This is a genomic window from Mesorhizobium sp. M0437, assembly GCF_040321335.1.
Classification (GTDB): Bacteria; Pseudomonadota; Alphaproteobacteria; order Rhizobiales; family Rhizobiaceae; genus Mesorhizobium.
In genome coordinates, this window is record NZ_JAMYRK010000057.1 from 1 (window position 1) to 26076 (window position 26076).

At 61.5% G+C, this 26076-nt stretch carries 19 protein-coding genes and 1 pseudogene; 11 read left to right on the plus strand and 9 right to left on the minus strand.

The window, feature by feature from the left end; all coding sequences use genetic code 11:
• Positions 1–149: 149 nt before the first annotated feature.
• Together NKI72_RS26440 and NKI72_RS26445 are read right to left on the minus strand one after the other, a co-directional pair.
• Positions 150–2234: an ABC transporter substrate-binding protein gene (locus NKI72_RS26440; protein WP_352851222.1), complete on the minus strand. Its 2085-nt coding sequence runs from the start codon at positions 2232–2234 to the stop codon at positions 150–152.
• Between the two features lie 119 nt (positions 2235–2353).
• The gene (locus tag NKI72_RS26445; protein WP_352851224.1) at positions 2354–3820 is read right to left on the minus strand and encodes an alpha-glucosidase/alpha-galactosidase; all 1467 of its coding nucleotides are present in this window, start codon (positions 3818–3820) and stop codon (positions 2354–2356) included.
• A 71-nt stretch (positions 3821–3891) separates the two neighbouring features.
• Between NKI72_RS26445 and NKI72_RS26450 the strand changes: the two are divergent.
• The 6 genes and pseudogenes from NKI72_RS26450 (at position 3892) to NKI72_RS26475 (ending at position 9230) form a co-directional block, all read left to right on the plus strand.
• Positions 3892–4895 (plus strand): annotated as a pseudogene (locus NKI72_RS26450) (AraC family ligand binding domain-containing protein).
• 368 nt (positions 4896–5263) lie between these two features.
• On the plus strand, positions 5264–5398 hold the full coding sequence (locus tag NKI72_RS26455) for a hypothetical protein (protein WP_352501351.1): 135 nt from the start codon (positions 5264–5266) through the stop codon (positions 5396–5398).
• Complete coding sequence (locus NKI72_RS26460) at positions 5395–5832, plus strand: CBS domain-containing protein (protein ID WP_352472517.1); 438 nt, start codon at positions 5395–5397, stop codon at positions 5830–5832. The genes NKI72_RS26455 and NKI72_RS26460 overlap by 4 nt, the downstream gene beginning before the upstream one ends.
• 113 nt (positions 5833–5945) lie before the next feature.
• On the plus strand, positions 5946–6872 hold the full coding sequence (locus tag NKI72_RS26465) for an NADP-dependent oxidoreductase (RefSeq protein WP_352449638.1): 927 nt from the start codon (positions 5946–5948) through the stop codon (positions 6870–6872).
• 358 nt (positions 6873–7230) lie between these two features.
• Positions 7231–8922, plus strand: a complete 1692-nt coding sequence (locus tag NKI72_RS26470; protein WP_352851226.1) for an FAD-dependent oxidoreductase — start codon at positions 7231–7233, stop codon at positions 8920–8922.
• Positions 8919–9230: a UBP-type zinc finger domain-containing protein gene (locus NKI72_RS26475; RefSeq protein ID WP_036238601.1), complete on the plus strand. Its 312-nt coding sequence runs from the start codon at positions 8919–8921 to the stop codon at positions 9228–9230. The genes NKI72_RS26470 and NKI72_RS26475 overlap by 4 nt, the downstream gene beginning before the upstream one ends.
• Before the next feature lie 144 nt (positions 9231–9374).
• Here NKI72_RS26475 and NKI72_RS26480 read toward each other — a convergent pair whose 3' ends face one another.
• The 3 genes from NKI72_RS26480 to NKI72_RS26490 all read right to left on the minus strand — a co-directional run bounded on the left by NKI72_RS26480 (position 9375) and on the right by NKI72_RS26490 (position 13704).
• Positions 9375–10544 carry a GNAT family N-acetyltransferase gene (locus NKI72_RS26480; protein ID WP_352851227.1) on the minus strand — a complete coding sequence of 390 codons (1170 nt, stop codon included), beginning with the start codon at positions 10542–10544 and terminating at the stop codon, positions 9375–9377.
• The gene (locus NKI72_RS26485) at positions 10541–11536 is read right to left on the minus strand and encodes a sterol desaturase family protein (RefSeq protein ID WP_352851228.1); all 996 of its coding nucleotides are present in this window, start codon (positions 11534–11536) and stop codon (positions 10541–10543) included. The genes NKI72_RS26480 and NKI72_RS26485 overlap by 4 nt, the downstream gene beginning before the upstream one ends.
• 239 nt (positions 11537–11775) lie before the next feature.
• Positions 11776–13704, minus strand: a complete 1929-nt coding sequence (locus NKI72_RS26490) for a heparinase II/III family protein (RefSeq protein WP_352851229.1) — start codon at positions 13702–13704, stop codon at positions 11776–11778.
• Between the two features lie 116 nt (positions 13705–13820).
• Here NKI72_RS26490 and NKI72_RS26495 point away from each other — a divergent pair, with 116 nt between their 5' ends.
• Together NKI72_RS26495 and asnB are read left to right on the plus strand one after the other, a co-directional pair.
• Positions 13821–15062 carry a glycoside hydrolase family 5 protein gene (locus NKI72_RS26495; protein WP_352851230.1) on the plus strand — a complete coding sequence of 414 codons (1242 nt, stop codon included), beginning with the start codon at positions 13821–13823 and terminating at the stop codon, positions 15060–15062.
• Between the two features lie 168 nt (positions 15063–15230).
• Positions 15231–17156, plus strand: coding sequence for an asparagine synthase (glutamine-hydrolyzing) (asnB, locus tag NKI72_RS26500; RefSeq protein WP_352851231.1), 1926 nt, complete (start codon positions 15231–15233; stop codon positions 17154–17156).
• Here asnB and NKI72_RS26505 read toward each other — a convergent pair.
• Complete coding sequence (locus NKI72_RS26505) at positions 17130–18248, minus strand: glycosyltransferase family 4 protein (protein WP_352851233.1); 1119 nt, start codon at positions 18246–18248, stop codon at positions 17130–17132. The genes asnB and NKI72_RS26505 overlap by 27 nt on opposite strands.
• Before the next feature lie 169 nt (positions 18249–18417).
• On the opposite strand from NKI72_RS26505, the gene NKI72_RS26510 reads away from it, so the two are divergent.
• Complete coding sequence (locus tag NKI72_RS26510; RefSeq protein ID WP_352851234.1) at positions 18418–19857, plus strand: lipopolysaccharide biosynthesis protein; 1440 nt, start codon at positions 18418–18420, stop codon at positions 19855–19857.
• Positions 19858–20124: 267 nt separating this feature from the next.
• Entirely contained in the window at positions 20125–20943 is an 819-nt protein-coding gene (locus NKI72_RS26515; protein WP_352851236.1) for an isocitrate lyase/PEP mutase family protein, read from the plus strand.
• Between the two features lie 208 nt (positions 20944–21151).
• Here NKI72_RS26515 and NKI72_RS26520 read toward each other — a convergent pair whose 3' ends face one another.
• From NKI72_RS26520 to wecB, 3 genes are read right to left on the minus strand one after another with little or no spacing between them, the layout of a single operon-like run.
• Positions 21152–21955 carry a WecB/TagA/CpsF family glycosyltransferase gene (locus tag NKI72_RS26520; RefSeq protein WP_031211886.1) on the minus strand — a complete coding sequence of 268 codons (804 nt, stop codon included), beginning with the start codon at positions 21953–21955 and terminating at the stop codon, positions 21152–21154.
• On the minus strand, positions 21952–23283 hold the full coding sequence (gene wecC, locus NKI72_RS26525; RefSeq protein ID WP_352851238.1) for a UDP-N-acetyl-D-mannosamine dehydrogenase: 1332 nt from the start codon (positions 23281–23283) through the stop codon (positions 21952–21954). Before wecC ends, NKI72_RS26520 begins: the two co-directional genes overlap by 4 nt.
• The gene (wecB, locus tag NKI72_RS26530) at positions 23276–24430 is read right to left on the minus strand and encodes a non-hydrolyzing UDP-N-acetylglucosamine 2-epimerase (protein WP_352851239.1); all 1155 of its coding nucleotides are present in this window, start codon (positions 24428–24430) and stop codon (positions 23276–23278) included. The genes wecC and wecB overlap by 8 nt, the downstream gene beginning before the upstream one ends.
• Before the next feature lie 201 nt (positions 24431–24631).
• Between wecB and NKI72_RS26535 the strand changes: the two genes are divergently transcribed.
• Positions 24632–26074 (plus strand): glucosamine inositolphosphorylceramide transferase family protein, encoded by a 1443-nt coding sequence (locus tag NKI72_RS26535; protein WP_352851240.1) that lies wholly within the window; start codon positions 24632–24634, stop codon positions 26072–26074.
• The last annotated feature ends 2 nt before the right edge of the window (positions 26075–26076 follow it).

Consider the following 26076-nt stretch of genomic DNA (forward strand, 5'->3'; position numbering starts at 1 on the left):
CCGCGCCGGGGGGCGCGCTCCTCCGATACCCCACCGGGGGGGGGCGCTGGGGGGGGCCGGGCGGGCCCGTGTGGGGGGTGGTGGGTTGGTGGCTGGGCCCGGGCCCCCCCCCGGGGGCCCCCGGGAGTTCTCAGTCAGGGGAGGTAAACCTAGTTCATCGGGCCCTTGTCTCCGGGCTTGCCGGGAAGCTCTTCGGGGAACAGCTCGTACTTGGCCTGCTTGTCGGCAGCGACAAAGACCCGCTCGCGGACGATCGAATCCTCGGCCCAGTTGAACATGAAGATCGGCGTGCCCTGCGGGATGTTGGAGAAGCGTTTGTTGATGATCAGCGCGCCGGGATATTCCGTCAGGCCGACATTGTAGACGTGCTCGGTCGAGATCTCCTGGAACTTTCTCATCAGGCTGGCGCGCTCGTCATTGTCCGCGGACGAGACAAACTTGTTGACGATGTCGACGAGGTCCTTCTCGAAAGGCATCATATCGACCTCGCCGTTTTCCGGCGCACGATGGTCCCAGCTGGTTCGTGGACCGACCGGGGCCAGCTGATCGGTATTCTGGACGACGGAAGTCAGCTCCTGATCGTTGCGCCGTACCAGCCAGTCGAAGCGGCCGGAGTATTGCGAGGCATCGCGCTGGGTGCCGTTGAGTCCGTTCAGCACGATCCGCAGCCCTAGCTTTTCCATCTGGGCGACGACACCTTCGGCAAGGCTCTTGTCGGTGGTGTAGTCGTTGTTGACGAGCATCACGATCTCGACATTCTTGCCGCCGGCGGTACCTGCAGGAAAATTGACGAAGCCGTCGCCATCCGTGTCCTTCAGGCCTGCCTTGGCGAGTTCCGCCTTAGCGCCTTCGAGATCGAAGGGGTAGTAGACCGTCGACTTCCGGTCGTAGAAGCTCGTGCCCGAGGATAAGCCGCCCGGATAGATGGCAGTGAACGGACCCTTGACCAGCGAGTCGCCGAGCGCCTTGCGGTTGAGCGCCATGGTGACGCCTTTGCGGAAGTCCTCGTTGCGGTTCAGCTCGCGTATCGCCTGTCCGCGCTCGTCGGGGTTGCCCCAGCCATTGGCTGAGAAATTCATGCGCAGATTATAGCCGATCAGCCGCGCGCCGAACGCAAGCCGTGCCGGTGCGTCTTTTTGCGCCGCGCGCTTCAGCGAGGCGACGAAGTTCTCTGGCTGCTCCAGATTGGAGAAGTCGCCCGCCCCCGATACCGCCTGAACGTCGCGGTCGGCCCAGGTCGACAATTTGTAGTGCAGTTCATTGAGATACGGCAGCTGGTTGCCCTTCTCGTCGACCTTCCAATAGTACGGATTGCGACGCATGACGATGATGTCGTCGGGGCGGTATGCCACCGGCACCCAGGCACCCATCACCGGCATGTTCATATATTCCGGCGGGAACGCGTTCTTGAACTGCTCGTAGGTGTTCTTCGAATATTTCGGATGCTGCGGCTTGAGGATATGCGACGGGCCCGGACAAAAGGTGCCGTAAGCCATGGCGTAAAGGTATTGTTTCGGAAAGGCGTCCTTGAACGTCCACTCGACGGTGTAGTCGTCGATTTTCTTCAACGTCGTGCCGACGCCGAAGGTCTCCTGCGTCGCGCCGTTCAGCGGCGACACATTGGGGTCGATCACCTCGTCGTCCCAGTAGAACATCACATCGTCGGCGTTGAACGGAACGCCGTCCGACCATTTGGCGCCTTCGACCAGATGCATCGTCAGCGTGTGGCCGTCCTTCGACCAGCCCCAGCTCTTGGCGAGGTTCGGCAGCGGCTCCGTGTCCTTGGCCTCGACCTGGAACAGCGGCGCGGTGCGCGTCAGGCATTCGGAAAGGCCGATGTCGATACCGCCCCAGCCTTGCGTCTGGCCGGCGCCGTAGTTCCAGCCCTCCGGCCGGCCGCCGATGACATGACGCATCGTATCACCGTAGACACCGACGCCGTCCGGCATATTGCCGGTCTTGAAGACCAGCGGCTCCTTCGGCAGCCGGTCCTTGACCGGCGGCAGCTTGCCTGCCTTGACGTATTTGTCGGTGACCCAATCGGGTTCGTGGTATTCCGGAAGTGCCTTGAACTCCAGGATGGAGTCGCGCGCCACGTATTTGATCTTTCCCTCGGCGGGAAATTGCGCGGGCACCGGCGGCACGGTCGGCTCGGATGCATACGCGTTCAGCGCCGAGGCCGAGACGCTAAGCGCCAGCCCGGCGAGAATGCCAATGTTTCGAAAATTCCTCATCGTCTCTCCTCCCTGTTGTTCAGGAGCGCGTTGACGCCGCTCCATTTCTCCTCGAACGAATGTACAGGCGGGTGCGGAAAATCCTCCCGAAAGCTCGCCGCGATCCGTCCTGGCGAAATTCAGACGGCCTGCTTGAGAGCCGTTTTTTCCGCACGTAGTTCCTCGATCGAACGGACGTCGCGCCGTGCCGCACCGGCCCATTCGCGGGTCTTGATCCTGGATTTCGAAAGCCGCTCCTTCGCGGCCGGCACCGCATCGGCATATTGAGGCAGCCAGCGGGCCTGGGCGACGACCATTTCGTCCACCATTTGCCAAACCTCTTCCGGCGTCGAAACCGCGCCGACCAGCGGGTCGTGCAGGACCGCGAGCTTCAGCAGGTCGATATCGCCGGAGATCGCCGCATGAACCGACATGCGCTGGACGTTGATCGAGGAAATGCAAGTGGCGGCGCAGGCCTCCGGCAGCGTGATGCCGGATGCCATGTTGATACCGAAGCGGTCGACGAAGCCGGGCGACTCGACGATCGCGTCCTGCGGCAGGTTGGTGATGATGCCGTTGTTCTTGACGTTGAAGTGGCCGCGATAAACGCGGTTCGTCTCCAGCGCCTCGAGAATGTGGCTGGCATGCTCGTTGGAGCGCTTGGCGGGGTCTATCGGCCTGGCGGCGGATTCCAGAAATTGCGGGAACTCCGTTTCGAACCAGTTGCGTGTTTCGGTCGAATAACGAAGGTAGCCGCCGGTCTCGCCGTGGATCCAGTCGGACATGTCGATCCAGCGGGTGATTTCGTCCGGCCGCTTGCGATACCAGGGCAGGTATTCGGAAAGATGGCCGTTGCTTTCGGTCGAATAGACGCCGAAGCGCTTCAGGACATCGATGCGCAGCTTTTCCTGCTGCGAATAGACCGGATGCGCCTCGAAGGCGGCAACCAGCTCGTCCTGACCGATTTTGCGGCCGTTGAGACGCAGGTCGATGAACCAGGTCTGGTGATTGATGCCGGAGCAGACGTAGTCGAGCTCGGTGCGCGACTTGGCGCCGAGCACTTCGGCGATCTGGTCGGCGCCATGCTGGACGCCGTGGCAGAGGCCGACGGTATCGACCCTGCCATATTCGATCGCCGCCCAGGTGTTCATGGCCATCGGATTGGCGTAGTTCAGGAATTTCGCCCCAGGCTCGGCGACTTCGAGGATATCCTTGCAGAAATCGAGGATTACCGGAATGTTGCGCTGGCCATAGAGGATGCCGCCGGCGCAGATCGTGTCGCCGACGCACTGGTCGATGCCATACTTCAAGGGAATGCGGATGTCGTCCGCATAGGCTTCGAGACCGCCGACGCGAACGCAGCTGATGATGTAGCGGGCACCCTCGAGGGCAGCACGGCGGTCTGTCGTTGCCGTAACCTTGGTCGGCAGCCTGTTGAATTCGACGACCCTGTCGAGGATCGACTTGATCATCTGGAGGTTGCGCTCGCTGAGATCGGTCAATGCGAATTCGACATCCCTGAATTCAGGAACGCACAAAATGTCGGTGAAGAGCTTCTTGGTGAACCCGACGCTTCCCGCACCGATGATAGCGATCTTGAAACTCATCAGCCTCACCTCGACCTGATCGAACACTAGGGCAAAGGCGGCGAAAAGAGGCCTGGCCCGCCTGCCACGCTATGCAGGCTGGAATCCGGCACTTCCTCCCATCCGCTCTTTGACCGCGGTTTCTTTTGCTTTTCTCGAGGGATTATGCGCCTTATTCGGCACGCGACCAGAGAAGGATTATGCTTTTAGGGGTAATTTTGTGCTGCGGAACTTGATCGACATCGGGCCGGCGGGCAGGACGGTATCGCTGCCGCGCGGGCGCCAGCGCCTACACACCATGCCGACAAGCACCGGCTATGAAGTGCGCGAGAACGAGGTCTACGACTGGGATGGGCGCAAGCGCGGCCTGACGCCGTTTACCGTGCTCCAGCATACGATCAGCGGCACCGGCCGATTGCGCTACGAGAACCGGAACTACCGCCTGCAAAAGGGCGACACTTTGCTGGTTCTCGTGCCGCACAACCACCGTTACTGGCTGGCCAAGGGCGAACGCTGGGAGTTCTTCTGGATATCGATGAACGGCGAGGAGGCACTGCGCATCCACAAGTCGATCCTTGCCGCCGTCGGTCCGGTGCTGCGGCTGCAGCCCTCGACGATCGATCATCTAGCTGATTGCAGTGTGCGGCTGATCACGGGCGCGGTCTCGCCGGGAGCCGCCTCGGCCGTCGCCTATGAAGCAGCCATGGCGCTCTACGACGATGTCTTCGGCTCGCATGCCGTCACCGACGACAAGAGCGCCATGCAGCCGGTCATCGATCACATCAGGGCCAATCTCGACAGGCCGCTCCGCGTTGCCGATCTCGCTGAGATCAGCGGCCTGAGCCGCGCGCATTTCTCGCGCTGCTTCGCCGAGAGTGAAGGTCTTCCGCCCGCCGAATTCGTGCTGCAGCAGCGACTGCAGCGCGCGGCGAAGTTGCTCACGAAGGCCGATTTCCTGCCGGTCAAGGAAGTCGCCATCATGTGCGGCTTCGAGGATGCCAATTACTTTTCGAAGGTCTTCCGCCGCCTCTACGGCATCAACCCGACGCAATTCCGCACCAACGGAATGTATGCCAGCCTGGGAACCGCCCGATAGATTGGCACCGCGCGTGGCGTCGGAAGCGGGAACGCTTTTGCTTCCCCTTGGTTTAGGACAAGAGAGCCTGATCGCCGCTGCGGCAACCCGCTCTTGGCGGAGATCAGGCCACAGATGTCAGGGGAGTGATCGATGAACAACCCCGATCCGAACAACCCGAATCCACTGCCGGACAATCCCAATCCGGAGCCGGCCCGGCCGCCTGCCCCGCCGGAGACTCCGCCGGGAGAACCTCCAGGCGTACCCCCGCCCTCGCCGGATCCAATTCCGACGCCGGACCAGGAGCCGATCGGAGTTCCTCCCGGCACGCCTTCCGAAATTCCTTCGGAACCGACCTTTCCCGGGCCGACCGCCTGAAGGGCAGTCGGGTGGAGGATGGCAAGGGTGATTTCGGCGAAGCGCTCGAAACGGGTCTTGCCATGGAACGTTTTGCGCTGGCGCTCATTCACCCTTTCATCCTGGAAACCGGCGGCGGGCCCTGCAACCAAGGGAGGTTAAAATGAAAGTTGGCAACTGCATGACAAAGGACGTCGAGATCGCCAGTCCGCAGCAAACCCTGCGCGATGCGGCTGAAATGATGGGTCGCCTCGACGCCGGCGCAATGCCGGTGGGCGAGAACGATCGGCTTGTCGGCATGGTAACCGATCGCGACATCGCAATCCGCGGCGTCGCCCAAGGCAAGACACCTGACGCCAAGGTACGGGAAGTGATGAGCACCGAGGTCAGGTATTGCTTCGAAGACGAAGACGCGGAGGATGTTCTGCGTAACATGGCTGACCTGAAAGTGCGCCGCTTGCCGGTGCTGAACCGCGACAAGCGCCTGGTCGGCATCGTTTCGCTGGGCGACCTCGCCACCAACAGCGAGACGGCGACAGCAGGTGAAGCGCTGAGCGGCATCTCGCAACCCGGCGGCGAGCATTCGCAAACGATACACTGACGGCGCACCACCGGCCGGCCTTTGCTACGACCGAACCGCCGGCTGCATAGACGCCGGCCTGCCGGCGAAACTGTTCAGAGCGAACTGGACTGCAACCCGACGAGGAGCAAGCCATGATTACGATGAAGGCCGTCCGTATCCACGATTTTGGTGGACCGGAGGTTCTTTCGCTGGACGCGGTTCCGTTGCCTCAGCCGCATGACGACGAGGTCACGCTCAAGGTCTACGCGGCAAGCGTCAATCCCGTCGACTACAAGGTTCGCGAGGGCTCTTCGGGCGCGGATCTGCCCGTCACGCTCGGCCGCGACGTATCCGGCGTGGTGGAACTGTGCGGCACGCGGGCCCATACGCTGAAGAAGGGCGATCCGCTATATGCCATGCTCGGCAACGACCGCGGCGGCAACGCCGAATATGTCGTCGTGAAGGCAACGGAGGCGGCGGCGAAGCCGCAACGCTTAAGCCACGCCGAAGCCGCCGCCGTGCCACTTGCGGGCCTTACCGCGTGGCAAGGCCTTTTCGATCACGGCGGCCTCAAATCCGGGCAGCGGGTCCTTATCCATGGCGGCGCCGGCGGCGTCGGTCATCTGGCGGTGCAGTTCGCAAAGGCCGCGGGCGCGTTTGTCGCGACGACCGTTTCCGCGCAGGATTTCGATTTCGTCCGCGCGCTTGGCGCCGACCAGGCGGTCGATTACAAGAACCAGCGCTTCGAGGAGCTTGTCGAGGACGTCGACCTCGTCTTCGACCTGGTAGCGGGTGAAACACAGGACCGCTCGTGGGACGTGCTCAAGCCCGGCGGGACGCTCGTCTCAACGCTTTCCGAACCGTCGGCGGAGAAGGCCCGCCTGCATCGGGCTCGCGGCGTTTCCTATTTGACCAAGCCGAACGCGGCGCAGCTTGCCGAGATCAGCCGCCTCATCGACGCCGGGAAGGTCAGGCCATTCGTGCAGGCAATCTATCCTCTTGAGGAAGTCGCCAGGGCCGAGGAACAGCTCGAGAAGCAGCACACGCGCGGCAAGATTGTGCTTCAGGTAGCTGCCTGAGCACTCGCGAACAACAGGCCGCGGGCCAGTTTGCGGAGTGCTCGGACACAGGCCGTTTTCTGCTGTCCAGAAGCCCGGCGGCCGAGAGTTTGACACAGGACGGCCCGCCGGGCCTGGCCGGCTTAGGCAGGTGCCGGCTAAAGCAGCATGCGCCGGGTTTGCCGGGATGCGCAAATCAAACAAATCAAGGAGATGCAACGGATCGTGAGGCACGTCGCGACGACACCGTCGCACGGCCGCGATCAGTTAACTGCGAAGCGAAGGGCACAGCGTTTACCGACAGGCGGGCCAGGTTCCTACCGGCCGCAAGCCGCAAAAACCGCTTCAAACTGTCGGAAACCGGCGATAGGTTCGAACCATGTCTGAACCCGCCAATCCGATCTCCATTGCCCGTCGCGATCAGATGTTTCCAGTGCTGGCTGAGGCGGATCTGGACCGCATGGGCCGTTTCGGCGAAGCCGTGTCCTATGCTGCAGGCGAACAGATCGTCAAAGCCGGCGAGCTGGCGCCCGGTTTGATCGTGGTCCTGTCCGGCAAGGTGGATATCATCCAGGGCGGCAGCTTCGGCCGGCGCGAAACAATCGTCACGCACGGTGCAGGCAATTTCGTCGGCGAGTTGGCGCAGCTTTCAGCCCGACCCTCACTGGTGGATGTGGAGGCGGTCGAGCCGGTCGAGGCGCTCGTCATCCCCTCGCAAAGACTGAGGGACCTGATGGTGCAGGAAGCAAACCTCGGCGAGCGCGTCATGCGGGCGCTGATCCTGCGCCGTGTCGGCCTGCTCGAGAGCGGCACAGCCGGCCCGATCATTGTCGGACCGGTCGACAGCGGCGACGTTTTGAGGCTGCAAGGTTTTCTGGCTCGCGGCGGTCAGCCGCATCGCGTTCTCGATTCGGCTGCCGATCCCTGCGCCAGGACCCTGATCGAACGCTTCCATGTCGACATCCACCATTTGCCGATCGTGCTCTGTCCGAACGGCAAGCTGCTGCTCAATCCCGGAGAGAACGAGCTTGCCCGCTGCATCGGCCTGGTGAGGCCGATCGACGCCGGCAGGCTGTACGACGTGGCCATTGTCGGCGCCGGACCGGCCGGCCTCGCGGCGGCCGTCTATGCGGCTTCCGAAGGGTTGTCGACGATCGTGCTCGATTGCCGTGCCTTCGGCGGACAGGCGGGTGCCTCCTCGCGCATCGAGAACTACCTCGGTTTTCCGACCGGCATTTCGGGAATGGCGCTGATGGCGCGCGCTTACAACCAGGCGCAGAAATTCGGCGTCGAGATGGTGATACCGGACGAGGCGAAGTGGCTGGGCAGCGCAAGCGACACGTCCGGTGCCCACTATACGCTCGCCGTCGGCGGCGGGGAGACCGTGCGGGCACGGTCGGTGGTGATCGCCAGCGGAGCGCGCTATCGCCGCCTCGACATGGCAAACCTGGCGCAATTCGAGGGAACCTCCGTGCATTACTGGGCTTCGCCGATCGAAGCGCGGCTTTGTGCCGGGCAAGAGGTAGCCCTGGTCGGCGCCGGCAATTCGGCTGGTCAGGCTGCCGTCTACCTGGCGGCGCATGTGAAGAAGGTATGGCTGCTGGCGCGCGGCAGCAGCCTCGATGCGAGCATGTCGCGCTATCTGGTGGAGCGCGTCAGGGCACAGCCGAACATCGAAGTGCTGGCTGAGGCGCAGATTGCGGCACTGGAAGGCGACGACGGCAATCTTGGCAAAGTGCGCTGGCGCAACCGCGACACCGAGACAGCACGTCCGATCCGCCACCTCTTCCTGTTCATCGGCGCCGATCCGAACACCGACTGGCTGGCGCAATGCGGCGTGGCGTTGGACGCGAAGGGCTTCGTTCGCACCGGGCCTGACATTGGCCAGGAACGTGGTGCGCTGGAGACGAACCGCGGCGGGGTGTTCGCCATCGGCGACGTGCGCTCCGGCTCGATCAAGCGCGTCGCCGCTGCGGTCGGCGAAGGCGCCCAGGTGGTTGCAGCGCTGCATGCATATCTCGCGCGAAACGGCAGTCTCGCCGTGGCGCCACAACTGGTCAGGAGCGTATGATGGCAGACGAATGCAGGCACGCCGGGGACATTCGCGACGTGACACCGAGCGCGCTCGGCTGCGAGGAATGCCTGAAGAGCGGTTCGCAGTGGGTGCATCTGCGGCTCTGCCGCACATGCGGCCATGTCGGCTGCTGCGACGACTCGCCCAACCGTCATGCCACCAAGCATTTTCGGGCAACCGGCCATCCTGTCATCGAAGGCTACGATCCGCCGGAAGGTTGGGGATGGTGCTACATCGACGAAATCTTCCTCGACCTCGGCGACCGCACCACGCCGCAAAACGGTCCGATACCGCGCTTCATTTGAGCTTTTTGCGAGCGGGCCGTTTCCGTGAAACGATGAACCGTTCTAAAGCATGTCGCGCAAAAGTGTGCAGCGGTTTTGCGATAACGACATGTATAAACAAGAATCTAAAGCGCGTCGCATGAGGCCGATCGAACGCGACGCGCTTTAGTCCAAGGCTGCTTCGGCTTGAGCGGGCGCATCGCGTCCCTCTGGTGGTGCCGATGACCGCTCGCGCATATGCCTGACCGTCTGGAGGACACGATCGGCAAGAAATGCAAGCGCGCCCTGTGCCGTGCGCGTTCCGATGACGGATTCCAGCGTAGCCGCCTGCGTTGAGAATTTGTGTTTGAACGACTCTGCGCCACAGAGGAAATCGACCATGCTCAAACCGTGATCGATCGACCACTGCACGTAATCCATCAACAGGATCACACCCGGCGACGCCCGGCCGAAATCCGGATCGAACGTCGTCACGAAGGCCATCATCACGTCGTGCTGGACGAAGTTGATCGACACCGCGACCATCACGCCATTGCATTCGAGGACGAAGATATGCAGCACGCCGGCGCGCGCCAACGCATCGACGAGCGCGGCGAGTACCGGCACGCCCTCTTCGAACAGATCTGATTCACGCATGCGCTCGGTCAGCCATTTCCGCTTCAAGGCCGCGAGGCGCTCCAGTACCGGTTGCAGCGGCTCGTCGGGGGCAAGCAGGCGAAATCTCACCTCTCCGGTTTCTTCCAGCGCCTTGATGCCGCGCCGATAGTTCTGGCGCGTCTTTTTCGACTGGCCCGCGAACCATGCCGCTCCGCTTTCCCATTGTCCGGCAACGCGATAGCTGACTTCCGTTCGGTGAAACGGACGAAGCCTGATGCCGCCGGAAGCTCCCGGCGTGAAAATTTTGCGGGCCGCCGCATCCGGCGAGAGACGATTGATCAAGGCAAGGTCGAAGCCGCCGGCATCGCAGAGTTGGGTCCATAGCTCCTGCAGCGCCGATAACGAGCATTCCGGAGCAACGAGAATATCCCCATAGTCGGTATAGCTGCCGGCCGCCCATTCGAGAAACCGCAGCCCCCTGCGCCTGCCGATCGCCAGCGGAACGACAGCAACGAGTCTCTCGCCCTTCCAGACCAGGCCGATCCGCAACGCGCGCTGGTCACGGCGTTGTACGGTACTCCACCATGCCGAAATCCAGGCATGGCTTTGAAAGATCAGCCCGTCGGTACGATGCCAAAGCTCCATCCAAGCGGCTTCGACCGCAGCCAGGCGATCCGCCGAACGGACGATTTCCAGGCGCTCCGCGCTTAGGACGTCGATGGAAACAGCGGTGTTCATGAAGGAGAACTGTCCTGTGGCTGCGCGACCACATTGGGCCGTCTGTGAAACAGTCGCATGACATGCCTTGCCATCTTCTTGAGCGGCAGGATGTAGAGCCCAAAGAGCGACTGGTAATCGCGCACATCGCGATCGACCAGGCCAAATTTCAGGTCTTCATCCGGCTCCGGGACAAATTGCGTTCCGAACAGACGATCCCAGAACGAAAAAAGCAGGCCGAAATTCTTGTCATAATGACGAGGGTCGATGCTGTGATGCACCTGGTGCCAGTGCGGACACAGGATGATGTTGTTCAACGGGCCGAACGATACCTTGAGATGCGTATGGCGAACAAAGTCCATCATCAGGATGTTTCGGATGACGTAGACGTTGATGCCGAAGATAGCGACCTCTACCGGATCGAGTGCGATCAGGCTCCAGATCCCGAAGCAGATGCCCGGGATGACGCCATCCCACATACGGTTCATCAGATCGTCCAGCGGATGAACCCGGTCCTTGGTGATCCCCACCATCACCTCGGCCGAATGATGTACCTTGTGCAATTCCCACAGGAACGGGAAACGGTGCTGGGCGACGTGGTAGAGGTAGTATGAAATATCATAGGCGACCAGCATCGTTGCGGTGAAGATGACGATCGTCACCGGTCCCGCCGGGCCGCCGAGAAGCGGCGCGTGGATGTTAAGGAGCCAGCCAATTGCCTCGCGTGTGCCATAGCCCACCGCGACGACGAAGGTGACGCCGGCAGGAATAAGCAGGAAAGGCATCATCGCCCGTTTCGTGATCCAGAACATGGCGTCGGCTCGCGCCGACGGGTGCAGGATGACTTCCTGTGGGAAGGCGAAGTCGAAAAAGTCCCTGAGGGACTTATGTTCGGCAGTTCGCCAGTAGGCGATCACCGCGCTGCCCAGTGCGGTGAGGAGAAGCAGGCCGAGCGTGGTCAGATTGACGTTCGAAAGCTTTTCCACAATCGCTCTGGCAAATTCGGAAAACATTGATGCAGCGGCTCCTGGTCGTAAGAAGGCAGTCTGGGGGTCGTAAGAAGGCGATCTGGCGAATAGCAAAGCACAAAATTCCCGCCAAACTCGCTACGCCGCCTGCAACCAGTGGCTGTTGCGGGGCGCAGCGGGCAAAGCAGGCTGGATGGTGCGAGACTAGCAGATCAACGGTAACGAAACCGCTAAATGTCCAAACGTAATTAATGTCGAATACGGCTGGAACTAGCCCGGCAACTCTACGTTGGCACCGGTTTTTGCTGTCGCGGCGGGTGAATTGGGGCAAGATGGATATCGATCCCGGCTTCGCCCACTTCACCGTGCCAGGCGATGCGTTCGGCTTGCTGCCTGGTGCCAAAACGCAGTGAAACCCAACCGCCTTGGCCCGGCATGTCACCGCCGGCGCCGATATCGAGCACAGCATCAGGAAAGCGGATGGCCAACAGTACCTCGTCGCCGCACAATACCGTGACCGTATCTTCGTGCCGCTCGGCATGGAGGCCGGCGGCCAGTTGGAAGACGATCTCGGACTGGCGCCTGCCGCCGAGCAGTTGGTCGGTGATGAGGATGCCATCGGCCTGGCGCGCCAAAGTGCGCTGATGCACGACGCCGAAGCGGCTTCTATAGCCGTCATGCCGGGCGCTCAGCCTCCAGTGCGGTCCCGGTTCGCTCTCCACCAGCGATGCGACTGCCTTGTGCGACCAGTTGAAATTTCCAGCGATGGTGCTTTGGCTCTTGCCCTCGATGTTCAGCGTGTTGTGCGCCGGTGTGGAGCGGAACCAGTCGCGCCATGCGCCTCCCGAACCGTAGAGCCAGGTGCCGGGATCGACCAGCACCGGCTCATCGTCGATGCACAGGGTGAGCGACAGCGCGTCGGCATGGCCGTGCGCCGCTATCGAGAGATAGCCGAGCGGTCCATGGTCGAACGTCAGTTCGACATTGCGGCCATTCATTGCTCCGCGCCAGACGGAGAGCCCGCCTTGCGTGAATGTCTGCAAGCCATGCACCGCGGGCGCCGGGCCTGACGGCGCACCAAAGAAAAGCGAACGAAAATCGTCAGGCTCCGGCGCGTTGCCCGGCGTCCCCAGTAAGCCGTGGATGGCGGCCGCGACGGATCGGATATAGTTCGGCTCGTCGCCCAGCTTCAGCACATGGCCCTCATCGTCGTCGCCGAAGCGGGCGGCTTTCTGTGGCAGCCAGCCGACGAAATTGGCGAAGGCGCCCAGACGCGCTTCGGCGGCCGAGGGAAACGGCGTTCCCGCCTGGCGCGCCGCGGCGGCGCACAGCAAGATGAGTTCGGCGCTGAAGGCTGCATAGGTCGGCGTTTGCTCGGCACCGGCGCCGTCGGCAAGAATCTGCTTGTGCGTCTCATTTAAGAGGGCGCTGCGGGCAATTTCGGATTCGGCCCCGAGCGCCAGGCTAACCAGATATTCGCCAGCCAACTCTGCGACGAGATGGTTGTTGGCGGAGGAATATCGCGACGGAAACCGCGGCAGCCAATAGGCGCTTGCCGCGAGTATCTCACCGGCTTTCCGCAGCGTCGCCGGGTCAAGCCGGTCACCGATAAGGTCCAGGGTGACGATCAGGCTGATGGCTCGCAGCGCTACTTCGATGCCGGAAGCCCAGCCAATGCCTCGGTACGGCGGATTGGCGGAATGCCAACTGCCGATTGCCGCCTCAATGGCACTCCGGGATCGATTGTCCTCGCTGAGGAGCAGGTGTGCAGCCAGTACTGGCAATTGCTGCAGCCGGTTGATCTCCCAGACATATTTTATATCGCCAAGGTCGCCGCCATCGCGAAAATCGATATCGAAAGTATGAGCCTCGGCGCCAGGCCAAAGCCTGCCGGTTACCGGATCAAGACGCCAAAGCTCAGCAGGAAACAAACGATCGGGCTCACGCTTTGGCCATGTCCGCCCGAGTGCCGAAAACCGGCCATGCAGCATCTCTTGCGCGGCCGCCGCTATGGCCTGCCGTTGAGCGTCGGTCGCTGCCAGCGCAGCATGGCGAAATCCGGGCAGCACTGGGTGCAACTGCGGCGATGGATAGCGCCCCCACCCATCATCGCGGCGGCGCGACGCGATCCTTCGACGTTGCTCGCCCAGCCGGTGCAACACCTCGGCCGGTCCCATGCTGCGCAATCGGTTGATGTACCAGCCGATTCTCATGCACGCCCCGTCAACGTTTCGGTCCTTGTATACCATGCCGTGGAAAAGCTGCGGGCCGGCAATCTTCTTTCCCGTTCGTTGCGGTTAATATCTCCCGCGAGCATGCGGAGGGAGCGATGCGAAAAGCGGTGTATTTTGTTGCCTGGGTGCTCGCCTTGCTTGTGGCGGCCGAGGCAGAGCCCATCCCTCTCAAGCGCGGCGTTGGCGTGCATCAGTGGCTCAACTGGTCGCCGGTGGCGAAAGACGGAACCTACGTTTGGCCGCCCTATCGCAGCGAAAAGGAGTGGCTTGCGGAAAGCAGGCCGCTCACCGACTGGCCGGCCGGGGAGGTGTTTGCCCACATCCGATCGATGGGCTTCGACTTCGTCCGGCTGAGCGTCGATCCCGGCCCGCTGCTTGCCAGCGGGGACGCCAGGCGGCAGCAGGCGCTGGACATACTTGCCGCCGCCGTCGAGCGGATCACGTCGACCGGCCTCAAGGTGGTTTTCGACCTGCATGGCGTCACTCAGGTTCCCGACTACAGCATGGAGATGATCTATGGCGGCGCCGACAGCGAGGGCGTTGCCCGCTATCGTCAAATGGTTGTGGCGGTCGCCGCCATGCTGGTCAAGATAGGCACCGACAAAGTCGCCCTCGAACCTTACAACGAGCCCGCATACTACCCTTGCGATGCGAGCGGCAGCGATCACTGGCAGCGGATCATGGCAGGGACCGTCCACGAAATTCGAGCGGTCAGCAGCGAACTTACCATCGTTGCAACCGGCGCCTGCGGCGGCAGCATTGCCGGATTGGTCAACCTCAGCCCCGGCTTTGATGACCCAAACCTCTATTACAGCTTCCATATGTATGAGCCGCACAGCTTCACCCACCAGCGGCCCGATGACACGATCAGCTTTGCTTCGGGACTTCCCTGGCCGGCCGACAGCAGTACACCCGAAGTGGTGACCGAAACCCTTAGAGCGCGGATGGACGCTGCCGGCTTGAGCAGGGTCGAGCAGGTCATGAACATGGCCACCACGCGCCAAGCAATCGCGAACTATTTCGAGCAGAACTGGGGCCAGAGCCAACTGGAGGCGAGCTTTCGCCAGGCTGTCGACTGGGCTGATGGCCATGGCATTCCCAGCCGGCGGCTCTTCATGGGCGAATTCGGCGCTATTCTCATGTCCGCGGACGGCCGCATGGGCGCCTTTGAGGCCGACCGTTCGCGCTATCTCAAGGCAGTGCGCCGAGAGGCCGAACGCTTCGCGATCCCATGGTCTGCCTGGGAGTTCTCCAATCCCTATGGGATGAGCCTCATCCCGCCCGATGGTCCCCCGGTTCCCGACCCGGAGATGCTGCAGGCATTGGGCCTGCCATAGGTGCCATCACACGCCCTCACTAGCGAACAACCGGTGGCAATCCCTGACCCGCCAGGCTCGATCGAGGAACGGCCCGCGGCAGCTTTCTCCCGGTTGGGTTGTATTGGCACGAAGTGTTTAACACATTTGTTGTACTGAGTGGGGAATGCGCGCGCCTAGGGGGGAACAATGTGTGGAATTGCCGGATGGATCGGGCGAAGGGCTAAAAATCCACAAGAGCGGGCCGCCAAAATGTCAAACGCATTGCGGCATCGCGGTCCCGATGCCGAAGGCACCGAGATATTGGACCTGAATACCGGCGAGCAACAATTGGCATTGGTTCATCGCCGCCTGGCGATCATTGACCTAGCGCCCGAGTCGAATCAGCCGATGCAGATTGAGGACGGTCGTCTCAAAATAATTTTCAACGGCGAGATATATAACTACATCGAGCTGCGCCAGGAACTGATCGGCCTTGGCCATCATTTTCGAACGCGCTCCGATACCGAGGTGCTGCTCCGAGCCTACGATCAGTGGCGCTTGTCAATGTTCGACCGGCTGAGCGGCATGTTCGCCTTTGCACTCTGGGATGCTCAGAGGCAGGAATTGATCCTCGCCCGGGATCCCTTCGGGGAAAAGCCGCTTTACCTCATGCAAAGCGAAAAATTGCTGCTATTTGCCTCGGAGATCAACGCATTGTTGTCATCGCAGCAAGATGCTCAGGAACTCGATCTGGATGCCGTGCACGAGTATCTGAACTGGCGTTATGTGCCGGGACCGCGCACGCTCTTCAAACAGATCCGCAAACTCAATCCCGGAAGCTATGCTGTCTGGTCGCAAGGGGTAGTCAAGGAAACGCGCTACTATACGCCTCCGGACCAGGCGGCCGTTACCGAGCGGATCGACGGAAAAACCGCCAAGCGGCGATTTCTGGAATTGCTCGACCATTCCGTCGAGATCAGGATGCGCAGCGATGCACCTTTTGGGGCCTTTCTCTCCGGAGGGCTCGACTCCTCGGCTATCGTCGCGCTGATGGCCAGGCACAGCGCCACGCCCATTCGCACGTTTTCCGTCGGGTTCGACAACGCAGCCTATAGCGAATTTGCATTCGCCCGACGCGTTGCCGATCATTTCAAGACCGATCATTGCGAACTTGTAATCCAGCCAGGCGATCTGATGGATCATCTGCCGATGATGGTTCGCCAACGCGGGGCACCTGTTTCGCAAAGCAGCGATATTCCAATTTACCTGATGTCGGAGCGAGCCTCGCAAGACGTCAAGATGGTGCTCACCGGAGAAGGAGCCGACGAGATTCTCGGCGGCTATCCCAAGCATCGCGCGGAATCACTGGCCGGGATCTACCAGTCGCTTGTTCCAGCCTCGCTGCACGATAACGTCCTTTCCCCTTTGGTACGCGCCATGCCGGGCGCGTCGGCCAAGGTCGATACATTTGCCCGCACCGCGGGCGAAAGGGACTTTGCCGCCCGGATGGTCTCCTGGTTTGGAGCCGTTTCGGCGCAGCAGAGCGCTTGCCTGATCGGCGCGTCCGCAAATCGCCGTTATGAGCGCAATGACTTTCCGTTCTCGTCAAGTGCTGCGGCCTCCCATCTTCGCCGCGTGTTGTTTTTCGATCAGACATCGTGGCTGCCTGACAATCTCCTGGAACGAGGCGACCACATGATGATGGCCGGTTCAATCGAAGGAAGAATGCCGTTCCTCGATCGAGACCTGGTTTCATTCGTTAGCAAATTGCCCGATCGCTACAGGCTGGGTTGGTTGCACAGCAAGCAGATCCTGCGCGACAGCATGGCCAATATCCTCCCGGAGGAAATTCTCAGCCGCCGCAAGGTCGGGTTCAAGGTACCGGTCGCCGAATGGTTTCGCGGATCGATGAGGAACTACGTGCATGACCATCTTTGCTCGCCTCACTCCGTCATTCGCAGCTATCTGAGTCCGAAACAGCTAGATCAAATCGTCTCGGAACACACAACGCGTGCTGCAGACCACGAAAAGCTGATATGGGCGCTGTTGAATTTGGAGATATTCCACCGCGAATTCAGGCTCGACGCGCCGCCGCGATCGTCGGCCTCAGCGCTTGACCGTTTGACGGCTTGACGCGGCCGACCGCCAGACATCGCAGATTGCGCCGACAAACGGGGCGAGCTCAAGCCGTTCCCGATGCACGGCCATGGCACCGGCACCAAGCTTTGCCCGCAGTGCCGGGTTCTCCGCGAGGCGGCTCAGCGCCTCGGTCAACGCTGTAACATCGCCTGGCGGCACCAGCAGCCCGGATTGCCCGTCGGTGATTATGTCTTCGACGGCGCCAACCGGGGTCGCCACCACCGCCAAACCGGCTGCCATGCCTTCGATCACCGACATCGGCAGATTTTCGGCGAAGGATGGAAGAACCAGAATATCGGCCGAAGAAATCAGCGATGCGACATCGTCCGGTCCCACCCAACCCGGAAAGGCGATCCGGTCTGCAATCCGCAGCGCGGCTGACTTTGCCCGTGCCGCCTCGACTTCGCCATCGCCGGCAATCGTGGCGCGCCAATTCTTGACAGGGCTCATGCGGTGCAGTGCCTCGAGCAATTGCGGCACGCCCTTGCGGTCGCCGATGCGGCCCAGGAACAGGATATGCAAATGGTCGCCGCCGCCGACATGGGCCAGCGACGGGACTTCGGTCGCATTGGGCACGATCACGATATTGCCGGCTGCGCCCGGCGCCCTGCTGGCGACGAAATCGCGCCAAAGCCTGCCCAAAACGATCACCCGATCGGCATGCTCGAACAGAGCTTTGATACGGCGGCTAATGAAACCGCGGTCGGCTTTCCAGAATGTCTGATACTGCGCCCCGTGCAAGTGCAGGACATAGGGTATCGACAGCAGCCGTGCGCAGGCGGCGATCACCATCTTGCGGTAGGTGCTGCCGGAAACTGAGATGTTGATATGAATGACATCGGCGCGTCCAGCCAGACGCGCTTTAAGCATCCGTAAGCAAAAACCGAGCATATAGAAGATCGAAAGTCCGACATGCCCCGGGCCACGACTGGCAAGGAAGCACACATCGATGTCGGCGATTTCTTGCCGTTCGAACTCCTGCTTCAGCGCGCCCATGATGCGGTCGATGCCGCCCTGCCCCGAAACGCCCGAGGGCGTCGCGACCAGGACATGTATTTTTCGATCGGATATGAGGCGCTGCAACATGATGGTACTCTAAATAACACAGACCGGGTAACTGCAAAGCAAACGTTCCCGATAAGTTTTACGGCAAATCTTTTAGTTCAAACTGAATCTGTTCACCCTTCGGCGTCATCGGGCTGGATTTTCCGCCAGTCGGCGGCTAGTCGAAGGTGAGTTTTCCAGGGACACGCCCTTGCTGCTCCGTTCCACGCTCATTTATGCTCCGGCGATCCTGCTGACGCGAATTTCGGCGCTGCTCCTGCTGGTCGTCGTGACGCGTTTGATCAACCAGACCGAGTATGGCCTGCTCACCCTGGTGGTGACCGTCGGGGAAATGACCGACATTGCCGTCACCAACTGGCTGCGCATCGCCTTGCTCAGGCTTGGCGGCAAGGGCGAAGTCAGCCGCGGCAGCCTGATGCTGGCCGGGCAGGTGTTGCTTGCCACCACGGCACTGGCGCTGGTCATATCGGTAGGCGCGTCGGCGGTGATCGTGCCTGAACGCTGGATCGAGTTCGCGATCGCAGTCTGCGGCTATCTGGTCGCCGGGTCCATCAGCCGCTTCGCGTTGACGGTGCTGCAGATGCAGCAGCGCCATTCGGTCTATTCGATGCTAGAAGCCCTGCGTGCCCTGCTGCAACTCGCGTTACCGATCGGCGCTATCCTTGTCTTTCAGGATAGCTTTCTGACGGTGTCGCTCGGCTCGAGCCTCGGCGCCTTGATTGCCGGCATCGTGGCGGGCATCATGGCATCGCGACGGCTCGTTGCCGGTCCGCCGCGTTTCACCCACAGGGACTTCTTTGCGCTCGGTGTGCCGCTGATCATCATGGCGCTGGTTGGCTTCGGGCTCAACAGCGCGGAGCGTCTGTTCCTCAAGTTCTATTACGATGCCAGCGCCGTGGCGATCTTCGCGGCAGCCTATGCGCTGGCCCGCCAGCCGATCGATATGGTCGCCAACGCCATCAACATGGGCGCCTTTCCCGAGGTGGTTAGCCGGTTCGACGAGGATGGGCCCGCGGCATCGGGTCGGTTGCTGTCGCAGTTAATGGCCTTGATGATGCGGCTTTGCCTGCCGATTGCAGCGATGCTGGTCGCGCTCAGCAGCGATATCGCCGAGCTCATGCTGCCCTCGCAATATCACGGCCGCTTCGGCCTGCTGTTTCCGATCATTGCCTTCAGCGTGCTGTGCGCCAACCTCACCAGCTTCGTCTATGGCGTCGTGGTGCACGCGCACAAGCGGCCGTGGCTGCTGATCATCGCCAATCTCTTCGGCTCGGTGGCAACAATCGCATTGTCCCTGCTGTTGATCCCCCCGATGGCGGAGATCGGCGCCGCTTTAGCGCTGGCGGGCGGCTCGGTGGTGGGCTCCATTACCTGCATCATCATCAGCGAGCGGCTCACACCGGTGCCTGTGCCATGGCGCGACATCGGTGTCTCGGTGGTCATCTCGCTCAGCACGGGGGTGGCCGCCAAGCTTGCCAGCATGGTGGCCGGCGACGTGCCGGCGATCTTCTCGCTTGTCGCCGGCGGCACCACCGGCGCCGCGGTTTTCTTCGGGCTGACCTCGTTGTTCCACCCCGTGGCAGCGACGCAATTCGTCGCCCAGCTGCGAGCGCGGCTACGGATCGCGTAATTTCCAAGCGATCTGTAAGCAGGTATTTCTGAGGCTTACAACACATGGTGTACCTTGCCGGGGACGGGCTCGTTGCATATCCGACATTCGGTCTCCGGGTGTTCGGGTCATGAGAGCGAGGCGCCATAATGGTCCGCACGTCGCGCTCGGCGGAAAAATGCCAACGAATCCGCGGGATCGCAGTCGGGCGAGAAACGGATGATTGAAAAGCTGCAATCATCGGCATTTAGTCGAACCCGGCTTCTTGTCCAAGTCTGAGGGGGCAATGTGATTTCCCGATCCAAGAAGGTTAAACAATTTCGCGCTCTTCATAAATCCGGCTGCTTCCTGATGCCAAACCCTTGGGACGTAGCCGGCGCGCGGATGATGACTAGTCTGGGTTTTAGGGCGCTAGCGACCACATCTTCGGGCTACGCCTTTTCGAAGGGGAAGAAGGACGGGGCAAAGGAAGTCGGCTGCGACGAAAGCTTGGCATACGCTGCCGAGATCGCAGCCTCGACGATCATACCAGTCACTGCCGATCTGGAAGATTGTTACAAAGACACACCAGAAGGCGTGGCTGAAACCGTCCGGCTTGCCGCCGAAGCGGGATTGGCTGGACTTTCGATCGAAGATCGACAACCAAATCCCGGCCAGCCAATACGCGATTTTGATACGGCGGTGGCACGTGTAGCGGCGGCGGTTGAAGCTGCTCGAAAATACGACATCGTACTCACCGCCCGCGCCGATGGGATGGGTAAAGGCGTATATGGTCTCGACGAGGCAATTCGCCGCCTGAAGGCCTTCGAAGCTCTTGGCGCTGAGGTGCTGTATGCGCCGGGTGTCCCGGATCTGGCGTCTCTCGAGCAGATTTGCAGCTCTGTCAGTGCACCAGTGAACCATGTCCTTGGCCAAGGCGTTTCCGGCCTCACGTTCGAGCAGATTGCCGGGGCGGGTGTACGGCGGATAAGCGTGGGCGGATCACTTGCGCGCGCGGCTGGCGGAGAACTAATGAAAATATGCCAGGACATCGCAACGGGGAACTATACGGCACTGGAAAGCGCTCCGGCCTGGAACAGCCTTCACGATCCCGAGCCTGTAATCTAAGCCCGAAAGAGCGACGCGCCCCGGCTGCAACATACCGCAAGGCGGGCGCTTACCTTGATATTTAAGCGGCAACGATTCCGAGACGGCATCTCCGATCGTGACACTCAGACACCCAATGTTAAGCGCTGTTTTCCAAGTCACGGCCTTAGTCTCCGGAGTTCGAACGTCGCTCCCAGGGCCAACGCCTGTTTTGTGAGGGAACGCGAAACTATAAACCGGCGTTTCGGCGCCAGCGACGCTCCCAGAACTCCCGGCACAGCAGTCCCGCATAGGCAGTGTTGGTATCGTAGTAGCGGCGCCACAAGCGTCGCGGCTCCTGGACGACGCGGAACAGCCACTCCAGGCCGGCCGCTTGTATCAGCTTCGGCGCGCGGGCAACCTTGCCCCCATAGACGTCGAAACTGCCGCCCACGCCCATCACGAAACTTGAGGCGAGTTCATCGCGGTAGCGTTTGAGAAAGCGTTCCTTGCGCGGTGTTGGCATGGCCACCAGCAGGCAGTCGGCGCCCGAGGCGTTGATCGCCGCGACGATCCCGGCCTCGTCCTCCGGCTTGAAATAGCCGTTGCGCATTCCCGCTATGACGAGGCTCGGATGGTCCTTGGCAAGTCTCACTACAACCGCGTCGAGAACGTGCTGTTCGGCCCCCAGCAGATACGGCCTGAATCCACGCTTCGCGCAGAGGCTCAGCAGATTGATCATGATGTCGACGCCCGCCACCCGCTCGGGCAGCGCGACGCCGCACAGACGTGCACCCCAAAGCACGCCGATGCCGTCGACATTGACCACGTCCGCCCCGGCCACATCCTCGCGCAGCTCGGCATTCTGGCGCATGGTCACCAGCTTGGCGACGTTCACGACCACATGATGCAGCGGCCGCCCCAGGGTCATCGCCTCGTCGGCGATGGCCAGTGTCTCGGCCATGGTCAGCGCATGGATCGGTGCACCAAGGAACTCCCGGCGCCGTGATGCCAACAGGGAATGCTGCGCCCATGCCGGGGCGTGCGCGTTCATGCGGCCTGCTCCCTTGCAAGCGTCACTTGTGCGACCTCTGGTTTCTTGCCTTCGATGCGGGCGTCGGGCTTGCGTGCCTTGCGCCACGTCCACAGACCCCTCGTATCGACGAGCTTCTTGTCCTTGAGCGCTTCGGGGTCGACCAGATTGAACTGCCGATGGTCGACCAGGAGGACGACGATATCGGACTTGTCGATGGCCGAAAGTGCGTCGGTGAACACGATGCCCCTGCCCTCGAGCTCATGCGGCAGCGCATTTGTGTTGGGTTCAGCCGCAATGATCTTCACATTGGGGTTATCGGACAGAAGCTTCACCACCTCGACGGCCGGGCTCTCGCGCAGATCGTCGATATTGGCTTTGAAGCTGAGGCCAAGACAGGCGATCGTTTGCTTGCGGGAGGGGTCGAGCAAGGCCTCGATATCCCTGACCACCGACATCGGCCGCTCGGAATTGATCTGGCGTGCCGAAGCCATCAGCCGCGTGCTGTTGGGTGCGGCGTCGATGATAAAATATGGATCGACCGCAATGCAGTGACCGCCGACGCCCGGGCTCGGCTGGAGGATGTTCACGCGAGGGTGCCGATTGGCGAGATCGATCACTTCCCAGACATTGAGCGACAGGTCCTGACACACGGCGGCAAGCTCGTTGGCGAAGGCGATGTTGACGTCGCGGAACGCGTTCTCGGTCAGTTTCACCAGCTCAGCACTTTCGGCCGTCGTCATGAACAGGTCGCCGGTGACGAAGGTTGAATAGAGTGCCGCGGTCCGCTCCGACGATTTGCGGGACAATCCGCCGATCGAGCGATCGTTGTTGATCAGCTCGGTCAGCACCTTTCCCGGCAGCACACGCTCGGGCGAATAGGCGACCAGCACATCGGCGTCTTCGCCATGCTGGACAGGAAATTTGAGATCAGGCCGCAACTCGGCAAGCAGCCCGGTCATGATACGCGTGGTTCCAACCGGCGATGTCGATTCCAATACCACAAGGTCTCCGCGCTTCAGCACGGGGGCGATGCTTCGTGCCGCCGCGAGCACGTAGGTTACGTCCGGCTTATGATCGTGGGTCATCGGGGTCGGCACGGCGATGATATAGGCGTCCGCCGGCTGCGGCGTGCTGTAGGCCATGAGCTTGCCGTTCGCCACGACCTTCTGGATCAGACCGTCAAGGTCCGGCTCGACGATGTGGATTTCGCCGCGATTGACCTTCTCGACCACCGCTCCGTTGACATCGACGCCAATGACGTTGAGCCCGCGGCTGGCGAAAATGGCGCAGGTCGGCAGGCCGATATATCCCATGCCGATTACGGAAACGGTTTTGATTTCAGCCATGATGCAGCAGTTCCTCAACAATCCGGTTACTAGCCCGGCCATCGCCATATGGGTTGTGTCGTTCCGCCATGCCGCGATAGGCAGCCTGATCGTCGAGCAGGCGATTGGCGTTGAACAGGATTTTTTCGACATCGGTGCCGACAAGGCGGGCGGTGCCGGCCACGATCCCCTCGGGTCGCTCGGTATTTTCGCGCATCACCAGCACCGGCTTGCCGAGCGACGGCGCTTCTTCCTGCACGCCGCCGCTATCGGTAAGCACCAGATAGCTCTGCTTCTGCAGGTACAGGAACGGCAGATAGTCCTGCGGCTCGACCAGATGGATGTTCGGCACGCCTTCCAGCTCTGCGTTGACCACCGAGCGCACATTGGGGTTTGGATGGACAGGGTAGACGATCTGCACGTCTCCCCGCGCCGCCAATCCCTTCAACGCCGTACAGATGCGCTGGATGCCGCCGTCAAAATTCTCGCGGCGATGTCCGGTGACGAGGATCATCTTCTTGGAAGGGTCGAGGAAGGGGAAGCTGGCAGCGAGCTTCGCGTTCATCAGCCTGTCGGCATCGATCGCGCTTGAAAAATGCAACAGCGTGTCGATCACCGTGTTGCCGGTCACGAAAATGGTGCTTTCGGCCTTTCCTTCGGCGATGAGATTGTCGCGCGCTTGAACGGTCGGCGCAAAATGCCAGGTGGCGATGTCGCCGGCAATCTTGCGGTTCAGTTCTTCAGGAAACGGCGAGTTGATGTTGTGGCTGCGCAATCCTGCTTCGACATGAGCGACGGGGATACGCTTGTAGAAGGCAGCAAGAGCCGCGGCCATTGCCGTGGTGGTGTCGCCCTGTACCATGATGATATCGGGCTTCGCCTTGTCCAACACCTCGGCCATGCCCAGGAGCACGCGCGAGGTCACATCGAACAGCGACTGGCCGGGTTGCATGATGTTGAGATCGTGGTGCACAGGCAAGCCGGTCAGCTCGACAACCTGGTCGACCATTTCACGATGCTGGGCGGTTATGCATATTTCGGTGATGAAGCCTGGATGAGCGAGGGCGGCACGCGCCACTGGAAAGCATTTGAGTGCCTCCGGCCTAGTGCCGAACACGATCAGCAGTTTCTGCCTGGATGGCAGTTTTGGACGTGAAAGGACGTTCATCGCTGATCCTGGTCGCCTGCAGCCTTCGGGACATGCCGACTATTGCCCGCAAGAGTCATAATAGCGCCGGAAAGCGCCTTCGTGATCTCAATTCTTAATATATGATTAACAACCAAGGCCGCGTTCTCCCGGTTTAACTCTTGTGAAAGGTTGGGCTGACAAGTAGTCTATGGCAGTAGTCTTGAAAAAGAATATATTGGATTGACTAATATTTTAATCATCGGCCACGCCGACACATCCCGGCGCTGGGAAAATGAGCTTCTGGCGCGGTTGAGTGCGGCTGGACATGCGGTTTCGAGTTGCCGCGCGCCGACGCCTGAACCCAATGCGCGCACGATGGATAATGTGCTGGCGCTCGAGGGCCGGCGCTTCGGCCCCTCACTGGCAAGCCGTTCCCGGCCGTTGCCGTCCGGCGACACCGGCCCAGTCGATCTTATAGTCGATCTCACGGCTACCGCCGCACGACGCGGCACGCCTGTCCTGACGCTCGAATTTTGCGGCCAAAGCAGCTTTGCCGCAGGCATGACCGAGATGCTGGCGAGCGGGCGGCTGCCCGAACTCACCGCGCGCCTCGACGGCGTTGCCGTCGCCAGGGCGCGGCCGATGATCAGCGACCGGTTGTGGCTGTCCCGAACCAGCAACGACCTGCTCGCCGGCGCCATCTCCCTGATTGCCCAATGTGTCGCCCGCTTTTCCGCGGGCAAACTTGCGCCGATTGCCGAGAGCCCGGCGCCGCCCCTGCAGAAAGGCGGATTTATCGGGCACTATCTGCCCTTTTTCGGCAGGGGGTTAGTCGACCGCGCCGTGCAAAAACTGCGACGTGGTCGGCGTCCCTTCTATTGGCAGGTTGCTTATCGGCTGATCGACGGTCCAGGCGTCGCCGAAACCGGACTGCTGGATGGTAAGCCCTTCACCGTGCTTGCCGATGACGGGCAGCGCTTCTACGCCGATCCGTTCGTTCTCGAGCGCGACGGCCGTCATTTTCTGTTTGTCGAGGAGTTTCCCTACTCCACCGGCCGCGGGGTGATTTCTGTCGCTGAACTTGGCACCGACGGCACTTTCGGCGTACCGAAAGTGGTGCTGGAGGAAGCGCATCATCTGTCATATCCGCAGGTGTTCGCTCACTCCGGCGAGATTTTCATGATCCCTGAAAGCGCTACGGCGCGCGAAGTGGTGCTCTACCGTGCCGTGCAGTTTCCGGTTCGCTGGGTACGCGACACGGTGCTGATGACGGACAGGGACTTCAACGACGCCACGCTGCTCGAATCCGACGGCCGCTTCTGGCTGTTGGGGACTGAGCGGTTCGGTCACGGTAGCGCGTCCGACACGATGGCCGTCTATTCCGCCCCGGCGCTGCGTGGGCCGTGGGCTGCGCACGCGCTCAATCCCGTCGCCGTCGATCACTCGGCCACTCGGCCGGGCGGCGCTTTCATCCGCCAGGGCGACGCTTTGCTACTGCCCGTGCAAAACGGGTCTAGAGCCTATGGCGGCGGCCTGGGATTGATGCGGTTGGATCGCCTTGACGACTTCGATGTCCTGTTTGCACCGCCCCACCCGATCGGCCCAGGACCGGCGTGGGCGCGGGCGGGCATCCACACGCTCAATCGCGCAGGCAATGTCGAGGTTGTGGATAGCGCCGGCTGATG

Bases quoted from the DNA above. Each gene is read 5' to 3' on its own strand.
- NKI72_RS26470 (WP_352851226.1), top strand. From the start codon at position 7,231: ATGTCTGAACCCGCCAATCCGATCTCCATTGCCCGTCGCGATCAGATG.
- NKI72_RS26485 (WP_352851228.1), bottom strand. From the start codon at position 11,536: ATGTTTTCCGAATTTGCCAGAGCGATTGTGGAAAAGCTTTCGAACGTC.
- wecB (WP_352851239.1), bottom strand. From the start codon at position 24,430: ATGAACGTCCTTTCACGTCCAAAACTGCCATCCAGGCAGAAACTGCTG.
- NKI72_RS26480 (WP_352851227.1), bottom strand. From the start codon at position 10,544: ATGAACACCGCTGTTTCCATCGACGTCCTAAGCGCGGAGCGCCTGGAA.
- NKI72_RS26495 (WP_352851230.1), top strand. From the start codon at position 13,821: ATGCGAAAAGCGGTGTATTTTGTTGCCTGGGTGCTCGCCTTGCTTGTG.
- NKI72_RS26465 (WP_352449638.1), top strand. From the start codon at position 5,946: ATGATTACGATGAAGGCCGTCCGTATCCACGATTTTGGTGGACCGGAG.
- NKI72_RS26440 (WP_352851222.1), bottom strand. From the start codon at position 2,234: ATGAGGAATTTTCGAAACATTGGCATTCTCGCCGGGCTGGCGCTTAGC.
- NKI72_RS26490 (WP_352851229.1), bottom strand. From the start codon at position 13,704: ATGAGAATCGGCTGGTACATCAACCGATTGCGCAGCATGGGACCGGCC.
- asnB (WP_352851231.1), top strand. From the start codon at position 15,231: ATGTGTGGAATTGCCGGATGGATCGGGCGAAGGGCTAAAAATCCACAA.
- NKI72_RS26520 (WP_031211886.1), bottom strand. From the start codon at position 21,955: ATGAACGCGCACGCCCCGGCATGGGCGCAGCATTCCCTGTTGGCATCA.
- wecC (WP_352851238.1), bottom strand. From the start codon at position 23,283: ATGGCTGAAATCAAAACCGTTTCCGTAATCGGCATGGGATATATCGGC.
- NKI72_RS26475 (WP_036238601.1), top strand. From the start codon at position 8,919: ATGATGGCAGACGAATGCAGGCACGCCGGGGACATTCGCGACGTGACA.
- NKI72_RS26445 (WP_352851224.1), bottom strand. From the start codon at position 3,820: ATGAGTTTCAAGATCGCTATCATCGGTGCGGGAAGCGTCGGGTTCACC.
- NKI72_RS26505 (WP_352851233.1), bottom strand. From the start codon at position 18,248: ATGTTGCAGCGCCTCATATCCGATCGAAAAATACATGTCCTGGTCGCG.
- NKI72_RS26460 (WP_352472517.1), top strand. From the start codon at position 5,395: ATGAAAGTTGGCAACTGCATGACAAAGGACGTCGAGATCGCCAGTCCG.